We start from the raw sequence: 25461 nt of genomic DNA, 5'->3' as shown, positions 1-25461 counted from the left end.
TGAACTATACCAAAAGGAAGGAAAAGGAACCAGTCGTTTTATCAGACAAAAGGCGGTAATGGATGTCATTACCCTGTTATTAGAGAAGCGGGTTTGCCGATATAGTAACCCTGAGCCACATCAATTCCAATCTCTGTAGCAACGTGAAGGTCTTCCGCTGTTTCGATCCCCTCCAATACAACAGTTGTATCTCCCTTAAAGTATTCCGTAAAAAGAGAAACGAGCTTTTGTTTCTTATCGTTTGAAGCTAGATCTGTGGCAAAGTAACGATCTAACTTCAGGTATTCTGGTTCCATTTCGACAGCCTTCTTTAAAGAGGTAGCCCCTTGTCCGAAATCATCTATCGCAAATTGAATACCCATTTTCCTTAGTAAAGCAATACGATTAGAAAGGAGGGGAGACTCCCACATGGATGCTTCCTCTTTCGCCTCATTCATTTCGAATACAATAGAAGGGCCAGATTGTGCATGCCGCTCTAACATGGAGACCATAAACCGAATGAAGTTAGGATGAAGGAGTGTGGACATAAACATATTTAAAAATAGTTTTTGATTGTGTGATTGATGAGAGTAGTGTGCAAAAGCTTTCTCAATGGATACGGTATCAAGTTTATAGAGAATATTTGATTCCTTAGCAGTTTTAAAAAGTGCTTCAGGATTGGATTGAATCGTGGAGCGAAGCAAAGCTTCATATCCGTAAATTGCATCATCGGCCAGGTGGTGAAGGGGCTGATAATAGTGAAATAAACGATCTTTCTGTAGAAGTTCAAAAATATTCATAAAATCCCCCGTGTTCATAGAGTAGTAGAACTGATTTGCTTCTTTATACGAACGAGATCTCTAGATTAATGAATGGTCATTCAATAGAAGAAATAAAAAAACCTCATTGAATAACATCAATGAGGCCGGTTGCGCTACTAGCTCGACCAACCATAAGCGCCCAAGTACAGATTGGTTTCAAGGCTTCCTGTCATATTATGTAGAAACTAGTACTATTATCATAGCAATATTTGCTTAGCAAATAAAGGCTAATAGTTTTAATTTTTTTACAATTTACACATTCCCTTTAAAACATCATACATTCACATCGGTTAAAAAGGCTAAGAGACCATCCACCATCGCGGTTCTTAGCCCAACCATCATTACCACAATAAATTGAAAAGGCGATCTTTTATCAGATTGGTTTCGATTGGGCATGCTTGAGCATTCCGCCCGTATTCCCATCCCCATACATTGGCCTTGCAAGAAGGTTTGGACGGTGCATATTTAGGAGCTTTTCTGGCTCTTGTCACACCTGGTGCCGGCTGGGCGCTCCACAGTATAGACTGTTTAGCTACTTTTTCATTTTTTGAGACGGCTTTACAAAAAGCGTCATTAAAGTTCCCACGTAACGGGTCACAATAAAAGCCGGGAACATAGCCAGAAGAAGTCATCCCCTCTACATATCCCCGAATCCATGATTCATCGATGCCGTGGGACGAATCGATCCTTGCAAACAGAACCGTTTCTTTTGGGAAATCCAATCGTCTCGCATGGAAAACGGCATTCTGAGCAATCACTTTTCCTTTTCGAAACCCTTTTGACTCGGTAAAATTATTATAAATGGCCATAACTCTTGTGCCACTATTGTGCAGACGTTCAATTTCAGACACGGTAAGGCCTTCCGACACATTCGGAACGGTGGATAAATAGCGTGCCCAGTATTTTGGTTTTCCGTAATTCTTTAGTACACAATCATATAATTCTTGAGTGGCTTCCTGTGAAGAACCCACACCCCATTGATAAGCCATGTTGTGCTCCTCTCTGCATCAGAAAAAACTTCCAATGTAAACGTTGAACGACTAATATAGAACCTATACATATCCTATTCAAAAGAAGGAAGTAGGTGTTTCACATGAGTATTTATCTTTTGTTTTCCTTTCTTGTGGCTGCAGTTGTTCTCACGCTAATGCCTGGTCCTGATAATTTATTCGTATTAGCACAGAGCATTTCTCAGAATAAAAAAGCAGGAATCGCTACAACATTGGGTCTTTGTACGGGCATTCTCGTTCATACCACAGCAGCGGCTCTTGGGATTACAGCCCTTGTATATCAATCGTCACTCGCGTTCATGATCGTAAAATATGCCGGTGCAATTTATTTATTGTATTTAGCGTGGCAAGCGTTCCGGGAAGAGGGAGAAGACCTGCAAGTCGAGTCAAGGCAACGCCTTGATTATAAGAAGTTATATAAACGAGGCGTCCTAATGAATGTACTTAACCCGAAAGTTTCGTTGTTCTTTCTGGCTTTATTCCCTCAGTTTATTGACCGTTCAACAGATGCCTTTGGAGTTCCTTATCAAATGATCGGACTCGGAATCATATTTATGGTGCAAGCCTTTCTTATATTTTCAGCCATTAGTTTCTTCTCTGAGAAACTCGGAAACTGGATATCAAGAGTTCCCCGAATTGGGAGAAGGTTAAATATAGGAAAAGGAATCTTATTAGGTGTAATCGGCATTAGTCTTGTATTTGGAGAAAAGTCTTAGCAACAAAGGGTAGAAGGGAGAGAAATCAGTGGATGTACTTCTCTTAAGTTCTGTAGCCATAACAGTCTTATTCAGTGGTTTAGCTTACATACTGGGGAAGCAGGGGTCCATATGGTCAGTAATAGTTCCCTGCGTGGTAATGGCAATCGGGCTTTTAACCATCGTAGCCGCGTTTATCGCAGGTATAAGTGATGGGATTGGGATTGCACTTGGGGTTATAGGAGGAGCCATTTTTTTCTCTTCCTTCCTCCCTTTTTTCATAGCCCTCGCATTCTTCTCTTCGCGTAATTTATATAATGAGCGAAAATAACAGGAACCCTTTTAATACAGCCTTTATAAAAGGGGGTCTGTTAAAGTTGGTTGTTGATTTTTACACGTCACATAGTCCCTAATATGGAGCGCCGGAAAGTGGAATAGTTCCGTTAGCGTTAGTTAGAGCGTAAGGTGGTTCGGGAAATCACTCGCTTTCCGCGGCCCCACATGAGGTGGGGTCGTTCGACGTTGGCGATTGACGTGACTGTCTTAGTCGAACTTCATTATTCCCTTAAAAGCCTCCCCGCTGGAACTAGACTGGCTCCTTATGCCGCAGGAGTGTCGCAATTTCCCGAACCACCTTTGCCATATTTAGAAAAACGGAAACATGCCATATGAGGAAGTAGAGTGTTGAATCTACGCTACAATTCAGCTGTAGGGCCGTCTCATCAATCTTAGATAAGGGGTGTCTGGGGAACGAGGAGACTCCTACGGGAGAAAGAGGTCGACGAGACCCCGCAGGGCACGAATTTTGCCCGAGGAGGCTCGACAGCTCGCCCGTGGAAAGCGAGTCGTTCCCCAGACATCCCAAGCACTAGCCAACAAAGACGGCCCCATCTACACTTAAATGTCTCAGCTTTGGGTATCGAACAAGTCTATATAATAACAATACTAAACTTTAACAGAGCTATAAAATAAAAAGAAAACGCTTTCATTTTATAAGAAGATCCCATATGATGTGGATAGAAGGCTTAGAGGTAAAAAGGGGGAGACTACAATGGGGAAGAAAGAACACAAGTTTGAAACAAAGGTCATTCATGGGGGCTATGATTCAAAAGATTTTTTAGGGAGCCTATCAACGCCGCTGTTTCAAACATCAACTTTCACATTTGATAGTGCAGAACAAGGGGAAAATCGATTCGCAGGAACAGAAGATGGTTATGTGTATTCAAGGTTAGGCAACCCGACTGTCCGTGCGCTTGAGGACCGGATTGCCCAGCTTGAAGGCGGGGAAGCTGGGTTAGCATTTGGATCGGGGATGGCAGCTGTTTCAGCCGTGTTAATCGGGCTGACTAAAGCAAATGACCATATCCTTTGTTCCCGTGGAGTATATGGGTGTACATTCGGCTTATTATCCATGATGGAAGAAAAATATAACATCACAACGTCCTTTTCTACGATGAACACAGAAGAAGAGGTTCGCTCTTTGATTCGGCCGGAGACAAGTTGTATCTATGTTGAAACACCAATCAATCCAACCATGGAGCTGATTGATTTAGAAATGGTAGCCAAGGTGGCGCAGCAGGAAGGGATACCAGTTGTGGTCGATAATACATTTGCGACCCCCTATTTACAGAAGCCCCTTCTTTTAGGTTGTGATTTTGTTCTTCACAGCGCTACGAAATATATCGGAGGTCATGGCGATGTGGTGGCTGGTCTCTTAGTAGGAAAGCAAGACAGGATTCAACAGCTGGCAATGACCACTCAGAAAGATATAGGAGGAATTATTTCTCCGTTTGATGCATGGCTCTTATTAAGGGGACTGAAGACGCTTCCTGTCCGTATGGATCGTCACTGCGCCAATACGGAGAAGATCGCCGCTCGTTTAAAGGATCACCCCTTTGTGAAAAATCTCTATTATCCAGGAGATGCAGAACACGAGGATTATGAAATTATGAAGAAACAGATGAAAAGCGGGGGAGGCCTTATTTCCTTTGAATTAAAAGGAGGGAAACAGGAAGCGCAAGCCTTCTTAAACCATCTCACCTTTATTAAGAAAGCGGTTAGCTTAGGTGATGCTGAATCTCTCATTCAACATCCAGCTACCATGACCCATTCTGTTGTACCAGAAGAGGTAAGAGAGATGATGGGCATTACAAACTCTTTAATCAGACTATCCGTTGGACTTGAGGCGTGGGAAGATATTTGGGAAGACCTCCACCAGGCACTCAACAAAGTGCAACAACCCAACACCATATAAACCATGAAAGGACCTTAAAAAGGTCCTTTTTTTAGTGCGGTAAAGCAGGAAAGGGTGTCAGACACGCGTTAGTCCTTTAGTGTATGAATGCATGTATGGCACGCTAGAGTTGAAGTTTGGTCTTGCGCTATTTTCTAAAATTGCGTAACATTGGATTTCGTAACCAGGTGTTCAGCAAGTAGAGAAAGTACATCGAGAGAGGGTGGATGCATGTGGTTGCGTCTAGTCACCAGGTAATGGGGATCACTTGGGGGATCGGTGCGATTACGTTATACAACATGTTCGACGTAATCCCGGACAAGATGTTTGCAACGGTGTTGTTCTTTGCAGCGGTTGTGATTGGATCGTTAATTCCGGATATTGATACACCGAAGTCCAAGCTTGGCGGCCCATTTGAGAAATGGGGATTTATGCTAGTTGTGTGTTTAGTGGGAGTGGAGATTTTAACGCCAGGACTTAATCAGGCAGTTCAGTTTTTGCTAATGATATTATCTCCATTATTATTTGTGTTCTCAGGGCATCGAAAGTTTACTCATTCTATAGCTTTCATTGCTTTGATGACATCTTACAGTTATATGCTTCACATATACTTAGATATTCCGTTATTTTACTTAGCTGGCTTTCTAACAGGGATTGTATCGCATTTGTTCGGCGATTTCCTCACCAAAATGGGTATACCGATCCTTTATCCGTTTAGTAAGCGGTATTACCGTTTTTTAATCACGTTTAAAACGGGTTCAAAAACAGAACAGAGTATTACAGCTGCATTAGTCGTGTTAAATATTATTATCCTAACACGCAATGTATTAGGATAATGAAAGAGAGTAGCCTTTATGAAAGGTTACTCTCTTTTTCTTGTGTTCTAGCTCTCTTGTATAGGAATAGTCCCATTAAGCTCTTATCAGCATCCGATCAAGAGCTAGTTTCGCATACTCACCAATGTCCTTCTCTACATGAATTAGGTTATGGGGTTCACCGTTTTCAATAGCCTCGAGACACCAGGCGAGGTGAGGGAGGTCAATGCGGTTCATGGTTAAGCAAGGACACATATTTGGATTGAGAGAGATGATGAGTTTATCGGGGTGTTCTTGAATAATCCTGTTCACTAAGTTCATTTCAGTACCGATTGCCCAAGAGCTTCCCTCAGGGGCTGATTCTATGGTTTGAATAATGTGGTTCGTGGAACCGGAATCATCTGATAGGGCTACCACTTCACGGCGGCATTCAGGGTGAACAATAATGTTCATATCCGGTTCTGTTTCTCGTAAGTGTTCAATATTTTGAACAGTGAAATTCTCATGAACGGAGCAATGCCCTTTCCATAAGATGACACGAATTTCATCTATATTGCCCTCGTATAACAGTTGCTCTGCTAGGGGATCCCAAACCGCCATTTGTTCGAGAGGAATCCCTAAATCATAGGCTGTATTTCGCCCTAAGTGTTGGTCTGGAAGGAAAAGAATACGCTCTTTCTGTGTAAACGCCCATTCAACCATCGCCTGGGCGTTAGAAGACGTGACAGTAGCACCACCATACTTCCCAACAAAGGACTTTATAGCAGCCGTAGAGTTGACGTACGTAAGGGGTAAGATGGTGTCTTGAAAATGGGAATGAAGTGCGCTCCACGCCTTCTCGGTTTGCTGAAGGCTTGCCATATCGGCCATCGAGCAGCCAGCGCGCATATCTGGGAGGTACACATGTTGGTTGGGCTGGGTTAGAATATCTGCCGTTTCAGCCATAAAGTGCACCCCGCAAAAGACGATCGCTTCAGCATCTTGGTTCTCGGCAGACAGCTGTGCCAGTTTCAATGAATCCCCGCGTGCATCTGCAAATTGAATGACTTCATCTTTCTGGTAATGGTGTCCTGGTAAGAAAAGACGATTTCCCATGCGGCTTTTTACTCCGCGGACACGCTCCTCAAGTTCTTCTGTCGTCATCTCTTTATACCGATCCGGCAGGGTAGGGTGCTTTTGCTCTACCGCTTCAAATAAATTCATGCATTTGCCTCCTTTAATGAATCGTCGCGTTGACGCTTATGTCTAATGAAGAAACCGAGTGCGTCAGGCACCCGAGTGAAATATAATCGACTCCCGTGTTGCGGTACTCTGCCAGGTTTTCTAAAGATATACCTCCCGAGGCTTCGGTGGTAATAGATGAGGGAATCAACTTCCTTAAGTATTGAATCGATTCAGGTGTCTGGTTATCCAACATGATACAGTCGACCTGAGCTAGGATCGCTTCTCTTACCTGGGCTTCTGATTCTGCTTCAACTTCAATTTTGATCATATGTCCGAGTTCTTGCCGGATCCGGTTGACAGCCTCGGTAATCGAACCAGCGAAAGCAATATGGTTATCCTTTATCATGACAGCATCGTATAGGCCGTTACGGTGATTGAAACCACCACCTGTACGCACCGCGTATTTCTCTATCATTCTAAGACCTGGCGTTGTTTTCCGAGTATCACAAATCCGGGTATGACTGCTATTTAAGGTGGATACAGCTCGCGAGGTCATGGTCGCGATTCCGCTCATACGCTGGATAAGGTTTAAAATAACCCGCTCTCCTTTTAATAAAGAAGCCATGTTCCCACTTGCAGATGCCAAGATTTGTCCTTTGGCGATTCTATCTCCGTCCTGACAATAAAGGGTGACTTCAAGAGAAGGATCCATCATATGATAACCTTCTAGAATAATAGATCCCCCGCAAAATAACCCACTTTCTTTAGCGGTAAATTGTACTTCTCCGGTGGAGTGATTTCCGAATAGTGTATCGCTCGTTCGATCTCCGTCTCCAATATCCTCTATAAAAAATTGTTCAAGTAAGGGCCGTAGCTTGATGGTATTCATCCCTGTCTCCTTTCTGCTTGTTGAGCTCGTGATGGATATGAACATCCACCCAGGATTTCTTCTCAAATGGAATATCACTCCGAAAATGGCCACCTCGGCTCTCTTCGCGGCTGAGGGCAGAGGTGGTGATCAGTTTTGCCGTTGTAAGCATAAACAATAGGGTCAACTGTTCTTTGCTAACAGCGCTCCCGACATATTGGGACGGAAGATTGAGCGGAAAACGTTCAAGCCATTGCTTTAAGTTCTCTAAACCTTCTTTGGTGCGAACGATCCCAGCGCCCTTCATCATTCGGTCTTGAAGTTCCCTAAGCTCGGGCAGCTCTTTATGGGGGCGTGGATGATACGTCTCTGTTATAGGGTGTAACTTAGGTGTTGGGATTGAAGGTAGGTGATGAGCCAGCCGTTTACCGTACACAAGCCCTTCTAATAGTGAATTGCTAGCGAGACGATTAGCGCCGTGAATCCCTGTGCAGGCTACTTCACCAATCGCGAATAACCCAGGTATAGACGTTGCTCCGACAAGGTCTGTTTCCACCCCGCCCATAATAAAATGTGCCCCTGGCGCAACTGGAATTTTACCTTCCTCGAGTGGAATGCCATGTTCAAGACAAAGGCGCGTAACCGTAGGGAACCGTTCAGAGAACTTTGAGATCTCACTAATCTCCACATAAACGTCGTGTCCATCTTCCATTTGGTTATAGATGGTTTGTGCCACGATATGTCGGGGGGCCAAATCTTTCAAAGGATGAACGTGTTCCATAATCCGTTCTCCCGTCTCGTTCACGAGGTATCCCCCTTCTCCTCTCACGGCCTCAGAAACAAGTCCTTTTGTTTCCCCGTTTATATAAAGGAGCGTGGGATGAAATTGAATAAACTCCATATCCGTTAGCTTCGCTCCAGCCTGATAGGCCAATGCCAGGCCATCTCCTGTAGCAGAAGCGGCATTTGATGTGTACGAAAAGAGCTGGCCACATCCCCCTGTTGCAAGGATGGTATGGGAAGCAAGAAACGTTTGCAGCGTTCCATCTGGGCCGAGTGCTTGTGCTCCCTTACACGCCCCATCCTCATCCATAAGGAGTGAACTAGCCATTGTATCCTCCATGATTGAAACATGGTCACCAACATGGCTGCGTAAGCACTCTACAATCGCTTTCCCTGTCTGGTCGCCTCCTCCATGCACAATTCGCTTATGGCTATGGGAACCTTCCATTCCTAACAGGAGCTCTCCCTCTCTTGTTAAATCAAAGGTGCAGCCTTGTTGTTGTAAACTTCGAATAATGTCTGGAGCCTCTTTCGTAAGGTGTAGAACAGCATCTGTCCGGTTGGTGAAACGTCCGGCTTCCAAAGTGTCGATATAATGATGAAAGGGGGAGTCCTCGGGAGAGAGGGCTGCTGCAATGCCTCCTTGAGCATAAGGAGAGTTTCCTTCCCCGATCGATGACTTTGTGAGAACAATCACATTCATGTCCTTATTAAGATGTGTGACAAGCTGTAAGGCGGCAATACCGCTTCCGATAATTAATACGTCCGCTTGTTTCAATGTTGAAATCCCTCCTGTTTTAACAGGTGTCTTGACACTTATATTTACACAGAATTAAACTAATGACAAGAGTTTTATCCGGATTTTAGAAAGGGTGAGAACATTGAAGGGATATTTTGACTATGCTGCCTCCTGTCCGATCGATGAGGAGGCTCTTGAAACGTATGTTAAAGCTTCAAGGGAGTATGTGGGAAATAGTACGAGTTTACATGATGCGGGGACAAAGGCCAGTCGTCTCATAGAACATTGCCGGGAGACGCTTTCTCATCTTATTGGGGGAGAGGCGAAGGGTGTCTACTTTACAAGCGGGGGAAGTGAGGGGAATTTTCTAGCCTTTCAAGCACTGTTGTCTGCCCATAAGGGACGTCATATTGTACTTTCAGAAGGGGAGCATGCCTCTGTTAGAAATGCAGCTTTGAAATTTGAAGAACAAGGTTACAACGTCAGTCACGTACCTCTGACAAGCGAAGGGGTGGTGGATATTGGTATCTTAAAGGCTCTTGTCACAAACGATACAGCCCTTGTTTCAATCCATCACGTGAATAGTGAAATTGGAACGGTACAGCCATTAGAGGAGATTGCGGCGATTTGCAGGGGATCCGGGGCCTTCTTCCACAGTGACTGTGTTCAGTCATTCGGGAAGCTTGACCTGAGCCAGGTGACACAATATGTAGATGGATTAACCCTTTCAGGACATAAAGTGTATGGCCCAAAAGGAGTAGGGGCCCTTTATTTATCCCCCCTATATACGTATCAGCCGTTCCTTCCAAATGGAGTTCATGAAGCTGGGATGCGTGCTGGAACACTGAATGTTCCTGGTATTGCGGCATTTACGGTAGCAGCAGAAAAATGCGTGAACACCATGGCTATATTTCAAGAAAAGTTCGCTGCATGGAAGCATGTCATTGAAAGGGATCTTTCGAGGGTTCCTGGTAAAGTCGAGATTGTCCCTTCTGACCAAAGGGTTCCGATCATGGGCCTTCTCGTTCACCGATTAGAAGGTCAGTGGCTTATGCTTGAAGGGAATCGAGCAGGCTTTTGCTTCTCTACGGGTACAGCTTGTCAGGTTGGATCTCAGAAGCCATCTCGAACATTACTCTCTATGGGGAAAACAGTGGACGAAGCCAGAACGTTTATCCGACTCTCGTTTGGACATGATCAAACCTTAGAAGATGTGAAAGAACTTTCTGATTGGTTACGTAGGGTAATCGAAGAGAGAGCGGCGGCTGTGGTACAATAACGTCAAAGTTGAAAGAAGGAGCAAAAGCATGAGCGAACAGCGAAAAATTTTAGGTGAAGAAAGAAGACAGCTTTTATTAAGCATCTTAAAAGATCAGGGTACGCCGGTTAAAGGTGGAGAACTGGCTGAGCGCACGAATGTAAGCCGCCAGGTCATTGTGGGGGACATTTCTCTGTTAAAGGCTAAAAACGAACCCATAATTGCAACGAGCCAAGGGTATTTATATATGAAGGATAAGCCGAGTGAAGTGTATGAGCGGACGGTAGCGTGTATTCACTCTCCTGAAGAGACGAAAGAGGAGCTGAATATCCTTGTTGACCACGGGGTTGTCATTAAGGATGTTTCAGTCGAACATCCGGTTTATGGAGACTTAACAGCAACCCTGCGAATATCCAATCGGAAAGAAGTAGAAGATTTTGTACAACAAGTAACCTCAAAGAAAGCTTCCTATCTGTTAGAGCTAACAGGCGGCATTCATATGCATACCATCACGGCTAAAAATGAGAACCACCTCCAGGAAGCTGTTGAGGCTCTCGGGGAGAGAGGGTTTCTGGCCGATGAATGATCGGTTCTTTTGAGCGTCGTGTGATCAACATTTTAATGCACACTAAGAAATGTGATCTGTAACGTCCTTGTCTAATTAAGATGATGCTAAAACAGCCGCTTTGCTTTTTTCATTAGAGGTTGTTACGCTTAAATACTGAGTATGTACTTATGAACGAAACAAAAGGACGTGAACAGTCATGCAGCAAACAGTTGGATTTATTGGTTCAGGTAAGATGGCCCAGGCGATGATCGGAGGGATGGTCGGGGCCGAGGTGATCCCGAAAGATCAAATTATAGCAAGCGCTCTTACGCCTGCTACTCTCGATCATGTCTTCGAACGGTTCGGTATTCAAACCAACCATGATAACCGAGCGATTGCAGAAGTAGCTGATATTCTAATCCTTGCCGTGAAACCTTATTCTTATGAAGCGGTTATTCACGAAGTGCGTCATTCCGTGAAGGATGAAGCAATCGTTATCACCATTGCCCCAGGCATTTCCTCCTCAGATATTGAGAAAGCCTTCGGAAAAGAAGTGAAAGTGATACAGGCTATGCCGAATACACCATCTCTTGTACAAGAGGGAATGACAGCTATTTCACCAAATAAACAAGTCGCGAATGCTGAACTCTCAGTCGTAGTTGAACTCCTTGAAAGCTTCGGGAAAGTTGAGATTCTGAGTGAAGAACAAATGAAAGCTGTTCCTTCCATTAGTGGCTCGTCCCCGGCCTATGTATATATGCTGATTGAGGCAATGGCTGACGGTGGCGTGCGACAGGGGCTCACGCGTGATCAATCCTATCGTATGGCATCGCAAGCGGTTCTTGGAGCGGCGAAAATGGTACTCGAAACAGGCAAGCATCCTGGAGAGTTAAAAGATGAAGTCTGCTCCCCAGGAGGGTCCACAATCGAAGCGGTTGCTCGTTTGGAGGATGAAGGACTACGGGGGGTTCTTCTATCTGCTATGGAAGCCTGTACGGATAAAGTAAATAAAATGAGTGAATAAGAGCTGCCTTAAGGGCGGCTCTTTTTTTCGCGTTTGAGGGGGAGAATCATCTTACCCAGACTTTTTCCTTTAAGTGTAAATAGTAGGAGTAATCATCTTTATAAATTTCGAGTATCGAAATATAATAAAGATTACTTAGGAGGCTAAGTAATGGACCGCAATATAGAAAATTTATTAGGTTACCACATTAACGTCGTTTCCCATTTTATACAAAATCAATACAATCAAAAGCTCTCAGAATACGGCCTGACGTTAGCGCAAGCGAAGGTGCTTTACTTCTTGTCTGAGCACGGGGAGCAGGCTCAAAGTGAGATGCAGAAGCGCTTGTATATTAAAGGCTCTTCGATGAATGGGCTAGTAGACTCAATGTTAAAAAAAGAGTTAATCCTGAAGCAACAAAGCAAAGAGGATCGGCGAACCAAACTAATTTCTTTGACGGAAAAAGGAAGAGAGATAGATGGTCAGCTTTGGAATTTAATCAATGGAACAGAAAGCCAACTTGGAGAGGGATTTACACCTGAAGAGCAGCAAAAGATGATTTCCTGGCTTAAAAAGATGAAGCAAAACGTGGAATCTTCACAAGAAGAATAAATTAGAGGGGGAAATGGGATGAAACAACAAAGTCAACGGCTTGGCACAGAGCCAATTCCGAAGTTATTGTTTAATCTCTCAGTGCCAGCCATGATCGGAATGCTCGTTATGGCACTGTATAACGTAGTAGATACGTTATTTATCGCAAGAGGGGTAGGAATTGACGGGGTAGCAGGTGTCAGCATTAGTTTTCCAATTATGATGATTATCATGGCCATTGCAGCAGCTGTAGGGATCGGGGGAGCTTCTGTTGTCTCAAGACGCCTTGGTGAAGATCGTCAACAGGACGCAAATGAGGTCTTAGGTAATCTTGTTATTATGATTGCTGCGGTGAGCGTAGTGTCCATAATTGGCGCTTTTACGTTCATGGAGCCTTTACTTACTGTATTCGGTGCAACGCCGGATATTTTACCATATGCCAAAGAGTATCTGTTTCCTATTATGCTTGGGTCGATCTTTTTCGGTTTTGCTTTTGCATCCAATAACATCATCCGGTCAGAAGGCAATTCTCGTTTTGCCATGATTACGATGATTATTCCGGCGGTATTAAATACGATTCTGGACCCGATTTTTATTTTTGGTTTAGACATGGGGGTTCGTGGTGCGTCTATTGCTACAGTGATTTCCCAAGCCTCTGTAACGATTGTTGTACTGCGCTATTTCACATCAGGGAAAAGCTCCCTTGATGTAGGGCTGGAGTACTTTAAAGCTCGCTTTGACTTGATGAAAGAAGTACTAGTGATTGGGTTCCCTGCCTTCATACGTCAAGTAGGGGGGAGCGCAATGATGATTGCGATCAATGCCATGCTCATACGGTATGGAGGTTCATTTGAAGTTGGAGTCTTTGGGATTGTTCAAAAGGTCACCATGCTTGCTATTATGCCTATGATTGGCGTCTTGCAGGGGATGCAGCCTATTATCGGATACAATTACGGAGCGAAACAGTTTGGGCGGTTACGTGAGATTATTTGGCTCGGGTTAAAAGTTGCTACTGTAATCTCTGTCATTGTCTTTGTTGTGATGATGGCTTTCCCAGAAGCTCTTATGAAAATTTTCACTGGGGATCCTGCTGTTATTGAGTCGGGTGCTTTATCGATGCGAGTGATTTTTGCATTAGCTATTCTGATCGGAGCGCAAGTTGTGAGTGGAGGCCTTTATCAGGCCCTCGGTATGGCGAAGCCTGCATTCATTCTCTCTGTGGCCCGCCAAGTCATGTTCTTGATCCCGCTTGTCCTGGTGCTGCCTACCATGTTTAACCTGGGAGTAACCGGTGTGTGGTTAGCCTTTCCGTTATCAGACTTGCTGGCGTTTATCTTATCTGTGTTTTTCCTCTATAAAGACCGAGACCTATTCTTTAAAGCTAAAGATGATGAAAATAATGAAGTCTATGAACCAGTACAACCCTCAACAACCACTTAAAAAGACGCCCCAAAAAGGGCGCCTTTTTTTAGTGCGGCACTTTACCGTATTAAAGGGTGTCTGACACCCTTTCTTTCGCTAAAGCATTAATTTGGTTAGTACGGGTTGCTTTCGGAGTTTTTGGATTCTATTTTTCTGCGTACGGTGGCGGGATTGGTGTTGCTGTATTGTTTGGTATCATGACCGCCTGTTGTCTTGGCCATGTATTCTTCTACTTCTTTGTAACTCATCCCGGAATTTGCGTTCCGTGCTTTTACGTCATCTACGTTCGTTGGTTGATTACGATGCTTAGCCACTTCTGTTCACCTCCTTTAAGCATTAACATAAACAGATCAGCAAGTTTTATCCGATAGGCTGAAATGTGTTGCCATGTTTATAAGGGTTCATAAAATGGGGTATAAGGGCAGTAGATGATGTATTGGAGGGTTCGTATGAGAGATGCTCAAGTCACCATCATAGGTGCAGGACTATCAGGAATTATGGCGGCTCGAACGCTGCGATTAAACGGAGTTGAAGATGTTCAGCTTATAGACAAAGGGAAAAGTGTAGGAGGACGGTTAGCTACACGACGAATAGAAGGTGGGAAAGCGGATCATGGCGCTCAATTCTTCACAGTACGCTCTCAAGAGCTACAGCAATACGTAGAAGATTGGAGAGAGAAAGGCTGGATTAAGCATTGGTTTGGCGATCCGTATCCTAGATACACAAGTGTAGACGGAATGAATACGTTGGCAAAAAGGCTAGCGGAAGATTTGGACCCAGAGCTTAACACGCGTATAACAAGCATTAAAGAATCCATTGGTGGATTCCAACTAACTTCAGAAGAAGGAAATACCTGTACCACTGGGGCTCTTATCATTACTTGTCCCCTCCCACAGACCGTTACACTTCTGGAAGAGAGTCGTGTTTCCTTTGATCCTGAGAAATTTAATCAAATCAAGAACGTTTCTGTATCACCTGCTTTCGTGGGCTTGTTTGAGGTAACGGGAGAAACCACAATCCCGTCATCTGGCCATGTTGATAAAGGGCTCCCGGAAGGTGTGGAAAGAATGGTTGACCACTATAAAAAAGGGATATCTGATAAACGAATAATCAGTATATATATGGATAGCGAATGGAGTGAGACCCATTTCGAGCAGGATGAGGAGGAAGTTACTCGTCTCATCAAAGATTTGGGAAAAGAATTTATACCGTTCGAATCGATCCGTTCTGAACAACTCAAACGATGGAGGTATGCGCAATCTGCTCAAGTCATTAGCCAACCATTCTTAAACCTCCATGACGCTTTGCCTTTATTTATTGCAGGAGATACCTTTTTGTATGAAGAGGATGAGACCGCTCGTACTCGATTTGAGAGTGCGTTCCGCTCAGGAATCGCTGCTGGTGAACACGTAAGTGGGTTAGTGAAACAGTTATGAGACTTGGTTTCCAAGTCTTTTTTTTGTGGAAATAATGATCACAGATGGATGAGTGTGAGATAAGTAGGGTTTTGAAAGGGATTACAATTTTAAAGTTTTGATATGTAAAGAAAAGGAAATACAACAGTAAAATAGGGTGGTGATTTAATATGGAATAAAGAAGAAGTACTCAATTTTCTATTAAACTATTTCTTCTTAAAAGGTTGCTAAGTATAATGAAAAGATAGAATAAACCGAAACAAATTTACAGAATACTTAATTTGGAGTGAAAACCTATGTTGATGGAATTTTTAGAGTGGGTCAGTAAAGGCTTATGGGGCTATATTCTGATTGCTGTCTTGCTTGGGGTTGGACTCTATTTCACAGTCATCACGCGCTTTATCCAGTTTCGCTTATTTGCCGAAATGTTTCGTGTTTTGTTTGAGAAAGAGTCAATAAAAAATGATGGTCGTGGAACATCGGCCTTTCAATCTTTTACTATTAGTACGGCTTCCCGTGTTGGGACAGGGAACCTCGGCGGTGTCGCACTTGCCGTTTCTGTTGGGGGACCAGGAGCTGTATTTTGGATGTGGATCATCGCCTTATTAGGGTCTGCAACCAGTTTTGTAGAGAGCACACTTGCTCAAGTGTACAAAGTGAAAGATGAAGATGGGTATCGAGGCGGCCCGGCTTATTATATGGAAAAAGGCCTGAATAATCGAAAACTTGGTATAGCTTTCGCCATTATTATTACATTTACGTATGGTCTTGTCTTTAGTGCGGTGCAATCAAATACGATTCGCTTAGCTTTTGAAGAGTCTTTTTCTGTTAATAAAGTCTTAATGGGGGTTCTTCTTGTTATTGGGTCTGCTGCTGTGATCTTTGGTGGCATTCAACGTATTGCAAAAGTTACCCAGATTTTTATTCCAGTTATGGCCATTCTTTATTTGATGCTAGCTGGCTATGTTTTAATTACAAATATAGGTGCCATACCAGATATGTTCGTTCTGATTTTCCAGAATGCATTTGGTATTGAGGAAGTAGCAGGGGGTGCCTTTGGTGCAGCGATCCTAAACGGTATTAAACGTGGTTTATTCTCCAATGAAGCCGGTATGGGTAGTGCGCCAAACGCAGCAGCAGCTGCGGAAGTTTCTCACCCAGCTAAGCAAGGTCTGATTCAAACGCTTGGTGTATTTGTCGATACAATTTTAATCTGTTCTGCTACAGCGTTTATCATTATTTCCTCTGGGGACCCATCTACTTATATGAATCTAGAAAACGCGGTGGGTATACAAATTACTCAACAAGCGTTTGAGACTCACATTGGTTCTTGGGCTAATACGTTCGTAGCGATTGCGATCTTGTTCTTTGCCTTCAGTTCGATTATTGGGAACTACTATTACGGGGAAACGAACATGCAGTTTATTAAGAATAGTCCTAAACGAATCTTTTGGTACCGTCTTGCAGCGCTAGCAATGGTCTTCTTTGGAGCTATGGCTAAACTTGATCTTGTCTGGCTTTTAGCAGACATTACAATGGGGATTATGGCGCTGATTAACTTATACGCTATTGTCCGGCTTTCGGGAGTGGCCAAAGAAGTGTTGCTGGATTATCGAAGCGATCGAAAGAAAGAACACAAAACGAAATTCTCCAAACAGCAAATTAAAAACAAAGAAGGCATCAGCCTCTGGGAATAAGAACGACTACAAGTGCCAGACATCCTTTAACTGAGTAAAGGGTGTCTGGCACGCTTTTTTGCTCTACATCATTAAAGAGAGGCTGCTTTCATTCGGAAGCAGCCTCAATAGAGGGGGAATTGGTATGAAATTATCTATTTTACCAGTCGTTCTCTTTCATTTATGTGAAAAGGGGAATGGCAAGCTTCCCCTTTTATTTGAAGGAGAGGTTAGAACGAAATTTTTTCTTTTAAGTCTTTATTTTTAATGTTGATTTCAGCATTGTTCATAATGTCAGAAAGCTCATTAGGATTCGCTTGTCTATTTAGAAGCTCTGTCTTTAATTGATCTTTCATCTCATCAAATGTACCGATCGATGACGTGTCTTCTTTCTCTCGTTTGTCTGTTACTTTAATAATGTGATACCCATAATCGGATTTTACAGGCTCGCTCACCTTCCCGATTTCAAGATCATAGGCAGCTTGTTCAAACGGCAAGACCATATCTCCTGTTGAGAAGTAGCCAAGGTCTCCGCCTTTCTCAGCTGAACTAGTGTCAGTAGAGTATTCTTTAGCTAATTCGGCAAAATCTCCGCCATTATTGAGCTTGTCGATTACTTCATTTGCTGTCTTTTCATCTTCCACTAAAATATGTTTTGCTTCTACTTCTTGCTTCATATTCTCATAGTAATCTTTTACTTGTTCATCCGTTACTTCTACTCCCTGGGTCGTTGCTTTTTCTTTTTGGAGTTGCGTTTTTAGGAATTCTTTAAACTGAGCTTCGTCTTTGAATCCGTTCTGTTGCAAAGCGGATTCGAATTGTTCTCCATAAGAGTCTTTCACTTTATCCACTTCAGCTTGGACTTCTTTCTCAGATACAGAGAAGTCTTCTGAAAGAACAGTGTCATAGAGCATTTCTTTCAGAACAGCATCCCCGTATTGATCAACGAGCTTATTATAAAACTCATCTTTTGTAATGTTTCCATTAGCGGTTTCAGCAACTACGTCCCCATCAGCTGAGGCATTGCTGCAGGCCGAGAGCGTTAAAGCTCCCAGCGCTGCCACACAAAATCCAATTACTTTCTTTTTCATCATCGTAAAACTCCTTTTTATTCAGATAGGGTAATGGTAGCTGACTGTTTCTCACCGTCACGATAGAAGGACAGTTCCATAGAGTCGCCAACCTCTTTTTCCTCATACATATACTTGCGTAGGTCCACTAAGTTTGAGATCTCTTGATCATCTGCGCCAACAATCACGTCATATTGTTGAAGCTTAGCTTGATCGGCAGGAGAACCTTGCTCAACATCAGCTACAAGGACACCACCATTAATATCCCCAGGAAGTTTCAGTGTATTTTCAATGTGATAAGCAGATACAGTTGAAAGATCCATAGTGGATACGCCGATAAATGGACGGGATACTTCGCCGTTTTTCTCTAAATCTTCAATGATAGGTTTTGCCGTTTCAGATGGAATAGAGAAGCCTAAGCCTTCAACCTTTTCCTCGGCAATCTTCATAGAGTTAATGCCAATTACCTGACCTGCACTGTTAATTAAAGCACCGCCACTGTTACCAGGGTTGATGGCTGCATCTGTTTGAATGACTTCAGTCTGATAATCAGCGCGTCCATCTTTGTTTAAATCAACTGGCATTGTGCGTTCAAGTCCACTAATAATACCTTTTGTAACAGATCCTGCAAATTCAAGACCAAGTGGGTTCCCGATCGCAATAGCCGTTTCTCCGACTTGTAGATTGCTAGAAGATCCAAATTCCGCCACTTGCTTAACATGTTCCGCATCAATCTTTAATACAGCTAAGTCTGTTAACGAGTCACTACCTAAAAGTTCCGCTTCTACTTTCTCACCGTCACTGAGCGTAACATCAATGGATTGGGCATTCTCAATAACGTGGTGATTCGTCACAATATAAGCTTCACCGTTTTCTTTCTTGTAAATGACACCTGAACCTGTACCAGCTTTATTATTCTCAGCAAACAACTGGGATTGTTCATATTTCGTTACGCCCACAACTGCATCAGATACCCGATTTACAGCTTGCACTACATCAGAAGAGTTCCCTTCCGATTTCGATTGCTCAATGGTAATGCCTTCTCCGTTACTCTTTGGTGAATCCTGTGCAGAAACATTCGACTCAAGAGGCAAGACGTTCAATTTAAATAACGCAAAAGCTCCTCCTACAAGTAATACCGTTACAATAAAAGCAGTCGAAGCAAACCGTACTAACCAACCATAATAACTACGCTGATCATCCCGACGCCTCTCAACCTGTTCATTATCAAACTGCTCATTCATGCAAGTAACCACCTTTCTATATAGTAAATTGATTTCTTTAAATATCTTGTACTTCATATTCTAACCATTACCTTTGGCAAATCTTCGGAACAAATGTGTAAAAAGTGTGGAAGACACAAGAAAAGCGAAGGCGGGGGTGGTCAGGGCCGTACGGATAAGCAAGCTACTGCAAGTCTGCTTGCAGACTGGAAGTAGCTTGCTTATCTCGCTAGGCCCTCCCCGCCGTAGCTAGACACCGAAGAAAAGCGAAGGCGGGGGTTCAGGTAAAAAGGAAGTTCGACTAAGTTCGCCACGTCAATAGCCAACGTCGAACGACCCTACATCCTGTAGGGCTGACTAAGACCGCCACGTCAATAGCCCACACCGAACGCCCCCACGTCGTGCAGGGCCCCAATAGCTGATAACATAAAAGGAACAAGTCTAGGTTAGGACGACCATGCTATAATATGGCACAATAAAAGAAAATGAAGAGTAAAGGAGGATGAAGCATGAAGAATGCAACGATTGGGATTGTGGAAGATGATCCTCATATTCGAGAGATTGTGGAAGCTTATCTACACAAGGAAGGTTACGAGACCAGTAGTGTGGATACCGCCGAAAAAGCTTGGGATTTATGGCAGGATGCTCCTCCTGATCTATGGGTGCTCGATATTATGCTTCCGGGGATGAATGGATATGATTTTTGCAGTAAAATTCGTCAGGAATCAGACGTGCCGATAATAATCATTTCAGCTAGAGATGAAGAAGTCGATAAAGTACTTGGGTTAGAGCTTGGGAGCGATGATTATTTGACGAAGCCTTTTAGTCCTCGGGAACTTGTGGCGCGTGTAAATCGAATGGTAAAGCGCTGGGAGAAGTATCAGGATAAAGAAGCTCCTGCAGAAGGAAGCGGACAAACCTTGAAGAATGGAGATCTCACGCTTTCTGTTGAAGAGCGAAGAGTTTTTTGGCAGGGAGAAGAGGTGGAAGTGACCGCTAAGGAGTTCAGCTTACTTCAAATACTGGTCTCGCAAACGAATCGGGCTTTTTCTCGGGAAGAACTTCTTCACAAAGTGTGGGGCGATGATTACTTTGGAAGTGACCGAGCTGTTGATGATCTAGTGAAGCGGCTACGTAAGAAGTTCGATGATGTACCGATTGAAACGGTTTGGGGATATGGCTACCGTTTAAGGGAACAAGGGGCGTAATCTATGAAGCTCCTTTATCAGTTAAATGCGGCATTTACTGCTTTGTTAGTCATTATCATGTCGGTTACGGCTTTCTTTATCTACTCCTTATTACTCGATATCTTGATTCAAGATCAGCAAGATGAGCTTCAAACGAATGGGAACTTAATATTAAATTTTTTATATGAAGATCCTTCTGGAAGAGGGAAGTTGAATCGTTTAATTGAGAGCAATGATTATAAAATATTGATTATGGATCCTGATGAAAACTCCCCACTTGCGACAAATCTTCCGGAATCAACAGCCCGGAGCTGGGCATCTGAATTTGAAACAAAAGATGAACAAAAAGGACTCCGGAAGATGAATGGAGACAACTATGTTGTGTCAAAACTTGGCTATCGCTTTCAAGGTCAAGAGTACTTATTGATCCTGGCTACACCTCTAGAAGAGCTTCAAGCCATTCAATCGGTGTTTGCTGTCCGGATGATGATTGTCTTCGTCATTGGGATTGGGATTACGATATTGTTTAGTTACTTATTAACGAAGCGTCTGGTTACGCCGTTAAGTCGTTTGAAGCGGGAAGTGAAGAAAATTGAGAATCGTCAATTCAGTGATATTAAGCGAATCAATGCGAGTGGAGAGATCGGAGAGGTTGAACAGAGTGTAATGGATATGGCTAAAGAATTGGATCAGTATATCCGCTCTCAGAAACACTTTTTCCAAAATGCTTCTCATGAATTAAAAACGCCTCTGATGACGATTCAAGGATATGCAGAAGGTGTAAAAGATGGAGTTTTTGAAGGAGACGCAGCCGACCGTAGTCTGGATCTTATCGTGAAAGAGAGCGATCGATTAAAGAAAATCGTGAATGAAATTATTCTGTTAGCCAAACTAGACAGTGAAGACGGCATTTACAACCCTGATTATATGGATGCTGGTCAACTATTAGAAGAAACGAAGGAACGGATGTATTTCCTTGCCACGGAAAACGGCGTTTCCTTAAAGGTGACGGTAGAAGATAATCAACAGTTGTACGTGGACGAAGAAAAGATGCTTCAAGCTCTGATTAATATTGTCGGAAACGGAATCAGGCATGCGAAATCTGTTGTAAGTTTGCGTGCATATGCAGAAACGAGTCAGTTCGTTTTAGAAATCGAGGATGATGGGGAAGGGGTACCAGAAGATCTACTTCCACAACTATTCCACCGTTTCGTAAAAGGGAAAGAAGGCGAAACGGGTCTTGGATTGGCCATTTCAAGAGCCATTGTTGAACGAAGTCAGGGTACCATTCATGTCAGTAACAGGGAACAAGGCGGAGCGGTCTTCCGTCTCCAATTCCCATTAGGTTCTCATAAACAAGCGGATTTGTAGGAAATGCGAATAGCCTGTGATAGGTTTAGGGCAGGTTAGAACAGAAAGCGAGTGATGAGAATGGACAAGATTTCAATTACAGCGATCTTCACACCTGTAAAGGGAGCTGAAGAACAGTTGGTACAAGAGCTAAGAAAGGCTCAGCAGTCTTCAAGACAAGAAGAGGGTTGTTTGCAGTATGACCTGCACAAATCCATTGAAGATGAGACAATCGTGTTACACGAGCAGTACGAAAACATGGATGCATTGAATCACCATATTGAATCCGATCATTACAAAACCTATCGGGAAAACACAGCGGATTTAGTAGCAACGCGTGACGTTTATAAAGTAAAAGAACTATAAAGTATGAAAAAAGCGCAGTCTGTACAAAAACAGACTGCGCTCCTTTTTTACTTGCATTTATTTTTCGTTTAACGCTTCAACCATTTTCACTGCCGCGCTCTCGCTAGACATCGGGTTTTGACCAGTAATTAGGTTGCCATCACGTACGGCGTGGACAGACCAGTCTTCTCCTTTAGAGAAATTAGCGCCTTTGTTTCGTAATTCTGTTTCAAGCATGAAAGGCATATGCTGATCTAGATTCATGCCGATTTCTTCAGAATCGGTGAAACCAGTAACTTTTTTACCCTTAACAATCGGTTGGCCATTTTCATACGTTGCGTTTACAAGACCACTTGGACCGTGACAAACAGACCCAATTACATTTCCTTTTTCAGCATGTTGCTGAAGGACATATTGTAGAGTCTCACTTTCCGGGAAGTCAAACATCGTTCCATGACCACCTGGAAGGAAGATTCCAATAAAGCCATTCGCATCTTCTTTTGATAATTGTGCGGTATCTTTAAGCTGCTCTTGTGCTTCTGCCCACTCTTTTACTTCTTCTTCTGGAATACTGTTCGGGTCAAGAGGAACCTCTCCGCCCTGGATGCTTGTAACTTTTACATCATATCCAGCTTCTTTGAATGCGTTATAGGGAACCGCATATTCTTCAAGCCATAGGCCTGTTTTATGATCATCTGTGATTTTTGTATGGTTGGTTACGACCATTAATACTTTTTTGTTACTCATTGTATGAACCTCCTTGAAGTCAATGCAACTTAGTTTAAACGTCTCTCATGAATTTATGCGAGTATCGGTCTATGACCGTGGATATAGTTATACCACGTGGGGTGTGGAGATCAAAAGAAAAGTGCTCAGGAGGTGGATCGTGACCTCTCCTTGTGTTTTTTATTCACAAAATCCTTTATAATGAGACATACTACAAAGATATGGGAGTTGCGAAAAAATGAACGGACAGAATCGAAAAGATATTCAGCCAGGTAAAGAAGTAGATATTGTACTTAAACAAGACCAAAGAACGGGTAAATTGACACACGGCATTGTGAAGGATCTATTAACGAAATCCAGTTCTCATCCTCATGGCATTAAGGTAAGGCTTGAAGATGGACAAGTAGGCCGCGTCAAAAAGATCTACTAAACCGGAAACGTCTAGATAAAGGAAGGGCTACATATGAGTATTTTATCAGTAGAAAATTTATATAAAACGTACGGCGAGAAAGAACTCTTTAACGAGATTTCCTTTACCATAGCAGAACGAGAGCGTATTGGATTAATCGGGGTGAACGGTACGGGGAAATCAACACTTCTGAAAGTATTAGCAGGCGTTGATTCCGCGGAAAAAGGGACGATGGATCATGCGAATGACTTCCACATCGAGTATTTGCCCCAGGAACCTCAGTTAGAAGCAGACTTATCTGTGCTTGAACAGATCTATTACGGCGATTCGACGATCATGAAAACGATGCGCCAGTATGAACAAGCATTGCGCGTACTCGAAGAAGATCCTACGAATGAAAAGAAACAAGAACGCCTCTATCAAGCTCAGCAGAAAATGGATGAACATGACGCATGGGAAGCGAACACTGTTGCGAAAACGATCTTAACCAAATTGGGCATTCGGAATTTCGATCATCCTGTTCGATCTTTATCTGGTGGTCAGAAGAAGCGTGTCGCCATCGCAAAAGCATTGATTCAGCCAGCTGATCTGCTTATTTTAGATGAGCCGACTAACCACCTTGATAATGAAACAATTGAATGGATGGAAAGCTTCCTGAGCCAATATAAAGGCTCCCTTTTAGTTGTAACGCACGACCGTTACTTCTTAAATCGTGTCACAAATCGTATTTACGAATTGGATAAAGGAAACCTCTACATTTATGACGGGAACTATGAAGTGTTCTTAGAGAAAAAAGCAGAACGTGAAGAGCTTGAAAGAGCGAATGAGCAAAAGCGCCAGAACACGCTCCGTCGAGAACTCGAGTGGTTACGACGAGGTCCGAAAGCACGAGGCACGAAGCAAAAAGCCCGAAAAGACCGCGCTGAAGCACTTCGCGATCAAAAAGTGGACAAATCAGATGGAGAAGTGGATATCGCAATTGGATCAACCCGATTAGGCAATGACGTATTTGAACTTGAAGGCGTCACAAAGTCTTATGAAGGTCAAACGGTTGTTGATGATTTCAATTATCTTGTTGTGCCAGGTGAGCGCCTTGGTATTATTGGGCCGAACGGAAGCGGGAAGACGACACTCCTTAATATGATTGCAGGAAAGATTGAGCCAGATGAGGGCGAGATTTCTACTGGTCAAACCGTTAAAGTCGGCTACTACACACAGGACCATCAAGAAATGGATGAAACACTCCGTGTCGTCGAATACATTAAAGAAGAGGCGGAAGTCGTCCACACGATTGAAGGAGATACGATTACCGCAGAGCAGATGCTTGAACGATTTATGTTCCCTCGTTATATGCAATGGACGTATATTTCGAAGCTTTCAGGTGGCGAACGTCGCCGTCTTTATTTACTGCGAGTTTTAATGCAAGAACCAAATGTATTACTGCTCGATGAGCCAACAAATGATCTGGATACGCAAACGTTGACGATCCTTGAGGAATACTTGGATGCCTTCCCTGGCGTCGTCATCACGGTTTCTCACGATCGTTATTTCCTAGATCGAGTAGTCGATCATTTGATCGCATTTGAAGACAGCCGTATTCGAAGATTCCAAGGGAATTACACGGAATACCTTGAAGTTCGTAAAGAAGAAGAAGGCGAAGCATTAGCGGCGGAACGCCAGAAGGCAAAAGAAGAAAAGAAAGCTTCTCCTCATAAGCGCCAAAAACGCCGGAAGCTTTCCTATCATGAACAACAAGAATGGAATACCATTGAGGACCGGATTGAACAGTTAGAGCTTCGTTATGAAGAAGTTCAATCTGAAATTACTGCAACAGGCAGTGATGCCGTTCGTGCGCAAGAATTAATGGATGAAATGCAGCAATTAGAAGAACAACTCGAACAAGCGATGGAACGTTGGGAAGAGTTGTCGACCATTATAGAAGAATCGAAACAATAAAAAACACGCGTTGATTTCCGTTTGGGGAATCAATGCGTGTTTTTTACTTGATGTAGTCTGTAAGGGTAAAGAAGATTTGATAAAGTCTAATCCTCCAATATCACTGTTCATCTATTCCCTTTTACCCTCCAAAAAGGTCTAAAAGGGAATAGAAAAGCCCCATCTGTGCCTTTTCA

Annotated in this window: 25 protein-coding genes and 1 riboswitch; of the genes, 16 read left to right on the top strand and 9 right to left on the bottom strand. The window is 43.2% G+C overall.

Annotation, left to right across the window (positions count from 1 at the left end; all coding sequences use genetic code 11):
- Window positions 1-68: 68 nt before the first annotated feature.
- Together QNI29_RS20260 and QNI29_RS20255 are read right to left on the bottom strand one after the other, a co-directional pair.
- The gene (locus QNI29_RS20260) at window positions 69-779 is read right to left on the bottom strand and encodes an EAL domain-containing protein (protein WP_231419522.1); all 711 of its coding nucleotides are present in this window, start codon (window positions 777-779) and stop codon (window positions 69-71) included.
- 114 nt (window positions 780-893) lie between these two features.
- Window positions 894-976, bottom strand: a riboswitch (cyclic di-GMP riboswitch).
- Between the two features lie 165 nt (window positions 977-1141).
- Window positions 1142-1789 (bottom strand): glycoside hydrolase domain-containing protein, encoded by a 648-nt coding sequence (locus tag QNI29_RS20255; protein WP_231419523.1) that lies wholly within the window; start codon window positions 1787-1789, stop codon window positions 1142-1144.
- A 104-nt stretch (window positions 1790-1893) separates the two neighbouring features.
- Here QNI29_RS20255 and QNI29_RS20250 point away from each other — a divergent pair, with 104 nt between their 5' ends.
- The 4 genes from QNI29_RS20250 (at window position 1894) to QNI29_RS20235 (ending at window position 5574) form a co-directional block, all read left to right on the top strand.
- Window positions 1894-2526, top strand: coding sequence for a LysE family translocator (locus tag QNI29_RS20250; RefSeq protein WP_231419524.1), 633 nt, complete (start codon window positions 1894-1896; stop codon window positions 2524-2526).
- Between the two features lie 28 nt (window positions 2527-2554).
- Complete coding sequence (locus QNI29_RS20245) at window positions 2555-2836, top strand: hypothetical protein (RefSeq protein ID WP_231419525.1); 282 nt, start codon at window positions 2555-2557, stop codon at window positions 2834-2836.
- Between the two features lie 720 nt (window positions 2837-3556).
- A complete protein-coding gene (megL, locus tag QNI29_RS20240; protein ID WP_231419526.1) occupies window positions 3557-4759 on the top strand; it encodes a methionine gamma-lyase in 1203 nt (400 codons plus the stop codon).
- A gap of 212 nt (window positions 4760-4971) precedes the next feature.
- The gene (locus QNI29_RS20235; RefSeq protein WP_231419527.1) at window positions 4972-5574 is read left to right on the top strand and encodes a metal-dependent hydrolase; all 603 of its coding nucleotides are present in this window, start codon (window positions 4972-4974) and stop codon (window positions 5572-5574) included.
- Between the two features lie 75 nt (window positions 5575-5649).
- On the opposite strand, the gene nadA is transcribed toward QNI29_RS20235, so the two are convergent.
- Genes nadA through nadB form a run of 3 tightly spaced genes read right to left on the bottom strand, consistent with a single transcriptional unit; the run spans window position 5650 to window position 9146 of the window.
- Complete coding sequence (gene nadA / locus QNI29_RS20230) at window positions 5650-6756, bottom strand: quinolinate synthase NadA (RefSeq protein ID WP_231419528.1); 1107 nt, start codon at window positions 6754-6756, stop codon at window positions 5650-5652.
- 13 nt (window positions 6757-6769) lie between these two features.
- Complete coding sequence (gene nadC / locus QNI29_RS20225) at window positions 6770-7606, bottom strand: carboxylating nicotinate-nucleotide diphosphorylase (RefSeq protein ID WP_231419529.1); 837 nt, start codon at window positions 7604-7606, stop codon at window positions 6770-6772.
- Window positions 7575-9146, bottom strand: coding sequence for an L-aspartate oxidase (gene nadB, locus QNI29_RS20220; protein WP_231419530.1), 1572 nt, complete (start codon window positions 9144-9146; stop codon window positions 7575-7577). The genes nadC and nadB overlap by 32 nt, the downstream gene beginning before the upstream one ends.
- Window positions 9147-9240: 94 nt before the next feature.
- Here nadB and QNI29_RS20215 point away from each other — a divergent pair, with 94 nt between their 5' ends.
- The 5 genes from QNI29_RS20215 to QNI29_RS20195 all read left to right on the top strand — a co-directional run bounded on the left by QNI29_RS20215 (window position 9241) and on the right by QNI29_RS20195 (window position 13946).
- Window positions 9241-10386, top strand: a complete 1146-nt coding sequence (locus QNI29_RS20215) for an IscS subfamily cysteine desulfurase (RefSeq protein WP_231419531.1) — start codon at window positions 9241-9243, stop codon at window positions 10384-10386.
- Between the two features lie 28 nt (window positions 10387-10414).
- On the top strand, window positions 10415-10951 hold the full coding sequence (locus QNI29_RS20210) for a transcription repressor NadR (protein WP_231419532.1): 537 nt from the start codon (window positions 10415-10417) through the stop codon (window positions 10949-10951).
- A 178-nt stretch (window positions 10952-11129) separates the two neighbouring features.
- Window positions 11130-11936: a pyrroline-5-carboxylate reductase gene (gene proC, locus QNI29_RS20205; RefSeq protein ID WP_231419533.1), complete on the top strand. Its 807-nt coding sequence runs from the start codon at window positions 11130-11132 to the stop codon at window positions 11934-11936.
- 150 nt (window positions 11937-12086) lie between these two features.
- Window positions 12087-12527 (top strand): MarR family winged helix-turn-helix transcriptional regulator, encoded by a 441-nt coding sequence (locus QNI29_RS20200; protein ID WP_231419534.1) that lies wholly within the window; start codon window positions 12087-12089, stop codon window positions 12525-12527.
- Between the two features lie 18 nt (window positions 12528-12545).
- Window positions 12546-13946, top strand: coding sequence for an MATE family efflux transporter (locus QNI29_RS20195; RefSeq protein WP_231419535.1), 1401 nt, complete (start codon window positions 12546-12548; stop codon window positions 13944-13946).
- A 95-nt stretch (window positions 13947-14041) separates the two neighbouring features.
- Here the strand turns inward: QNI29_RS20195 and QNI29_RS20190 are convergent, their stop codons facing one another.
- A complete protein-coding gene (locus tag QNI29_RS20190) occupies window positions 14042-14242 on the bottom strand; it encodes a gamma-type small acid-soluble spore protein (RefSeq protein WP_231419536.1) in 201 nt (66 codons plus the stop codon).
- Between the two features lie 135 nt (window positions 14243-14377).
- Between QNI29_RS20190 and QNI29_RS20185 the strand changes: the two genes are divergently transcribed.
- A complete protein-coding gene (locus QNI29_RS20185; RefSeq protein ID WP_231419537.1) occupies window positions 14378-15364 on the top strand; it encodes an NAD(P)/FAD-dependent oxidoreductase in 987 nt (328 codons plus the stop codon).
- A 281-nt stretch (window positions 15365-15645) separates the two neighbouring features.
- On the top strand, window positions 15646-17040 hold the full coding sequence (locus QNI29_RS20180; RefSeq protein ID WP_231419566.1) for an alanine/glycine:cation symporter family protein: 1395 nt from the start codon (window positions 15646-15648) through the stop codon (window positions 17038-17040).
- A 209-nt stretch (window positions 17041-17249) separates the two neighbouring features.
- Here the strand turns inward: QNI29_RS20180 and QNI29_RS20175 are convergent, their stop codons facing one another.
- Both QNI29_RS20175 and QNI29_RS20170 read right to left on the bottom strand, forming a co-directional pair.
- Window positions 17250-18110 carry a peptidylprolyl isomerase gene (locus tag QNI29_RS20175; RefSeq protein WP_436663211.1) on the bottom strand — a complete coding sequence of 287 codons (861 nt, stop codon included), beginning with the start codon at window positions 18108-18110 and terminating at the stop codon, window positions 17250-17252.
- Between the two features lie 17 nt (window positions 18111-18127).
- On the bottom strand, window positions 18128-19333 hold the full coding sequence (locus QNI29_RS20170) for a S1C family serine protease (RefSeq protein ID WP_231419539.1): 1206 nt from the start codon (window positions 19331-19333) through the stop codon (window positions 18128-18130).
- Window positions 19334-19821: 488 nt separating this feature from the next.
- On the opposite strand from QNI29_RS20170, the gene QNI29_RS20165 reads away from it, so the two are divergent.
- The 3 genes from QNI29_RS20165 to QNI29_RS20155 are packed head-to-tail and all read left to right on the top strand — an operon-like array spanning window position 19822 to window position 22215.
- Entirely contained in the window at window positions 19822-20520 is a 699-nt protein-coding gene (locus QNI29_RS20165; RefSeq protein WP_231419540.1) for a response regulator transcription factor, read from the top strand.
- A 3-nt stretch (window positions 20521-20523) separates the two neighbouring features.
- Window positions 20524-21870 (top strand): sensor histidine kinase, encoded by a 1347-nt coding sequence (locus QNI29_RS20160; RefSeq protein WP_231419541.1) that lies wholly within the window; start codon window positions 20524-20526, stop codon window positions 21868-21870.
- A 60-nt stretch (window positions 21871-21930) separates the two neighbouring features.
- A complete protein-coding gene (locus tag QNI29_RS20155; protein ID WP_231419542.1) occupies window positions 21931-22215 on the top strand; it encodes a putative quinol monooxygenase in 285 nt (94 codons plus the stop codon).
- 57 nt (window positions 22216-22272) lie between these two features.
- On the opposite strand, the gene QNI29_RS20150 is transcribed toward QNI29_RS20155, so the two are convergent.
- The gene (locus QNI29_RS20150) at window positions 22273-22941 is read right to left on the bottom strand and encodes a type 1 glutamine amidotransferase domain-containing protein (RefSeq protein ID WP_231419543.1); all 669 of its coding nucleotides are present in this window, start codon (window positions 22939-22941) and stop codon (window positions 22273-22275) included.
- A 217-nt stretch (window positions 22942-23158) separates the two neighbouring features.
- Here QNI29_RS20150 and QNI29_RS20145 point away from each other — a divergent pair, with 217 nt between their 5' ends.
- Both QNI29_RS20145 and QNI29_RS20140 read left to right on the top strand, forming a co-directional pair.
- Window positions 23159-23350: a YwbE family protein gene (locus QNI29_RS20145; protein ID WP_231419544.1), complete on the top strand. Its 192-nt coding sequence runs from the start codon at window positions 23159-23161 to the stop codon at window positions 23348-23350.
- Window positions 23351-23383: 33 nt separating this feature from the next.
- A complete protein-coding gene (locus QNI29_RS20140; RefSeq protein WP_231419545.1) occupies window positions 23384-25285 on the top strand; it encodes an ABC-F family ATP-binding cassette domain-containing protein in 1902 nt (633 codons plus the stop codon).
- Window positions 25286-25461: the final 176 nt, after the last annotated feature.

It is taken from the genome of Pontibacillus chungwhensis, from assembly GCF_030166655.1.
Classification (GTDB): domain Bacteria; phylum Bacillota; class Bacilli; order Bacillales; family BH030062; genus Pontibacillus.
This window is presented reverse-complemented; position numbering and strand designations above follow the sequence as displayed.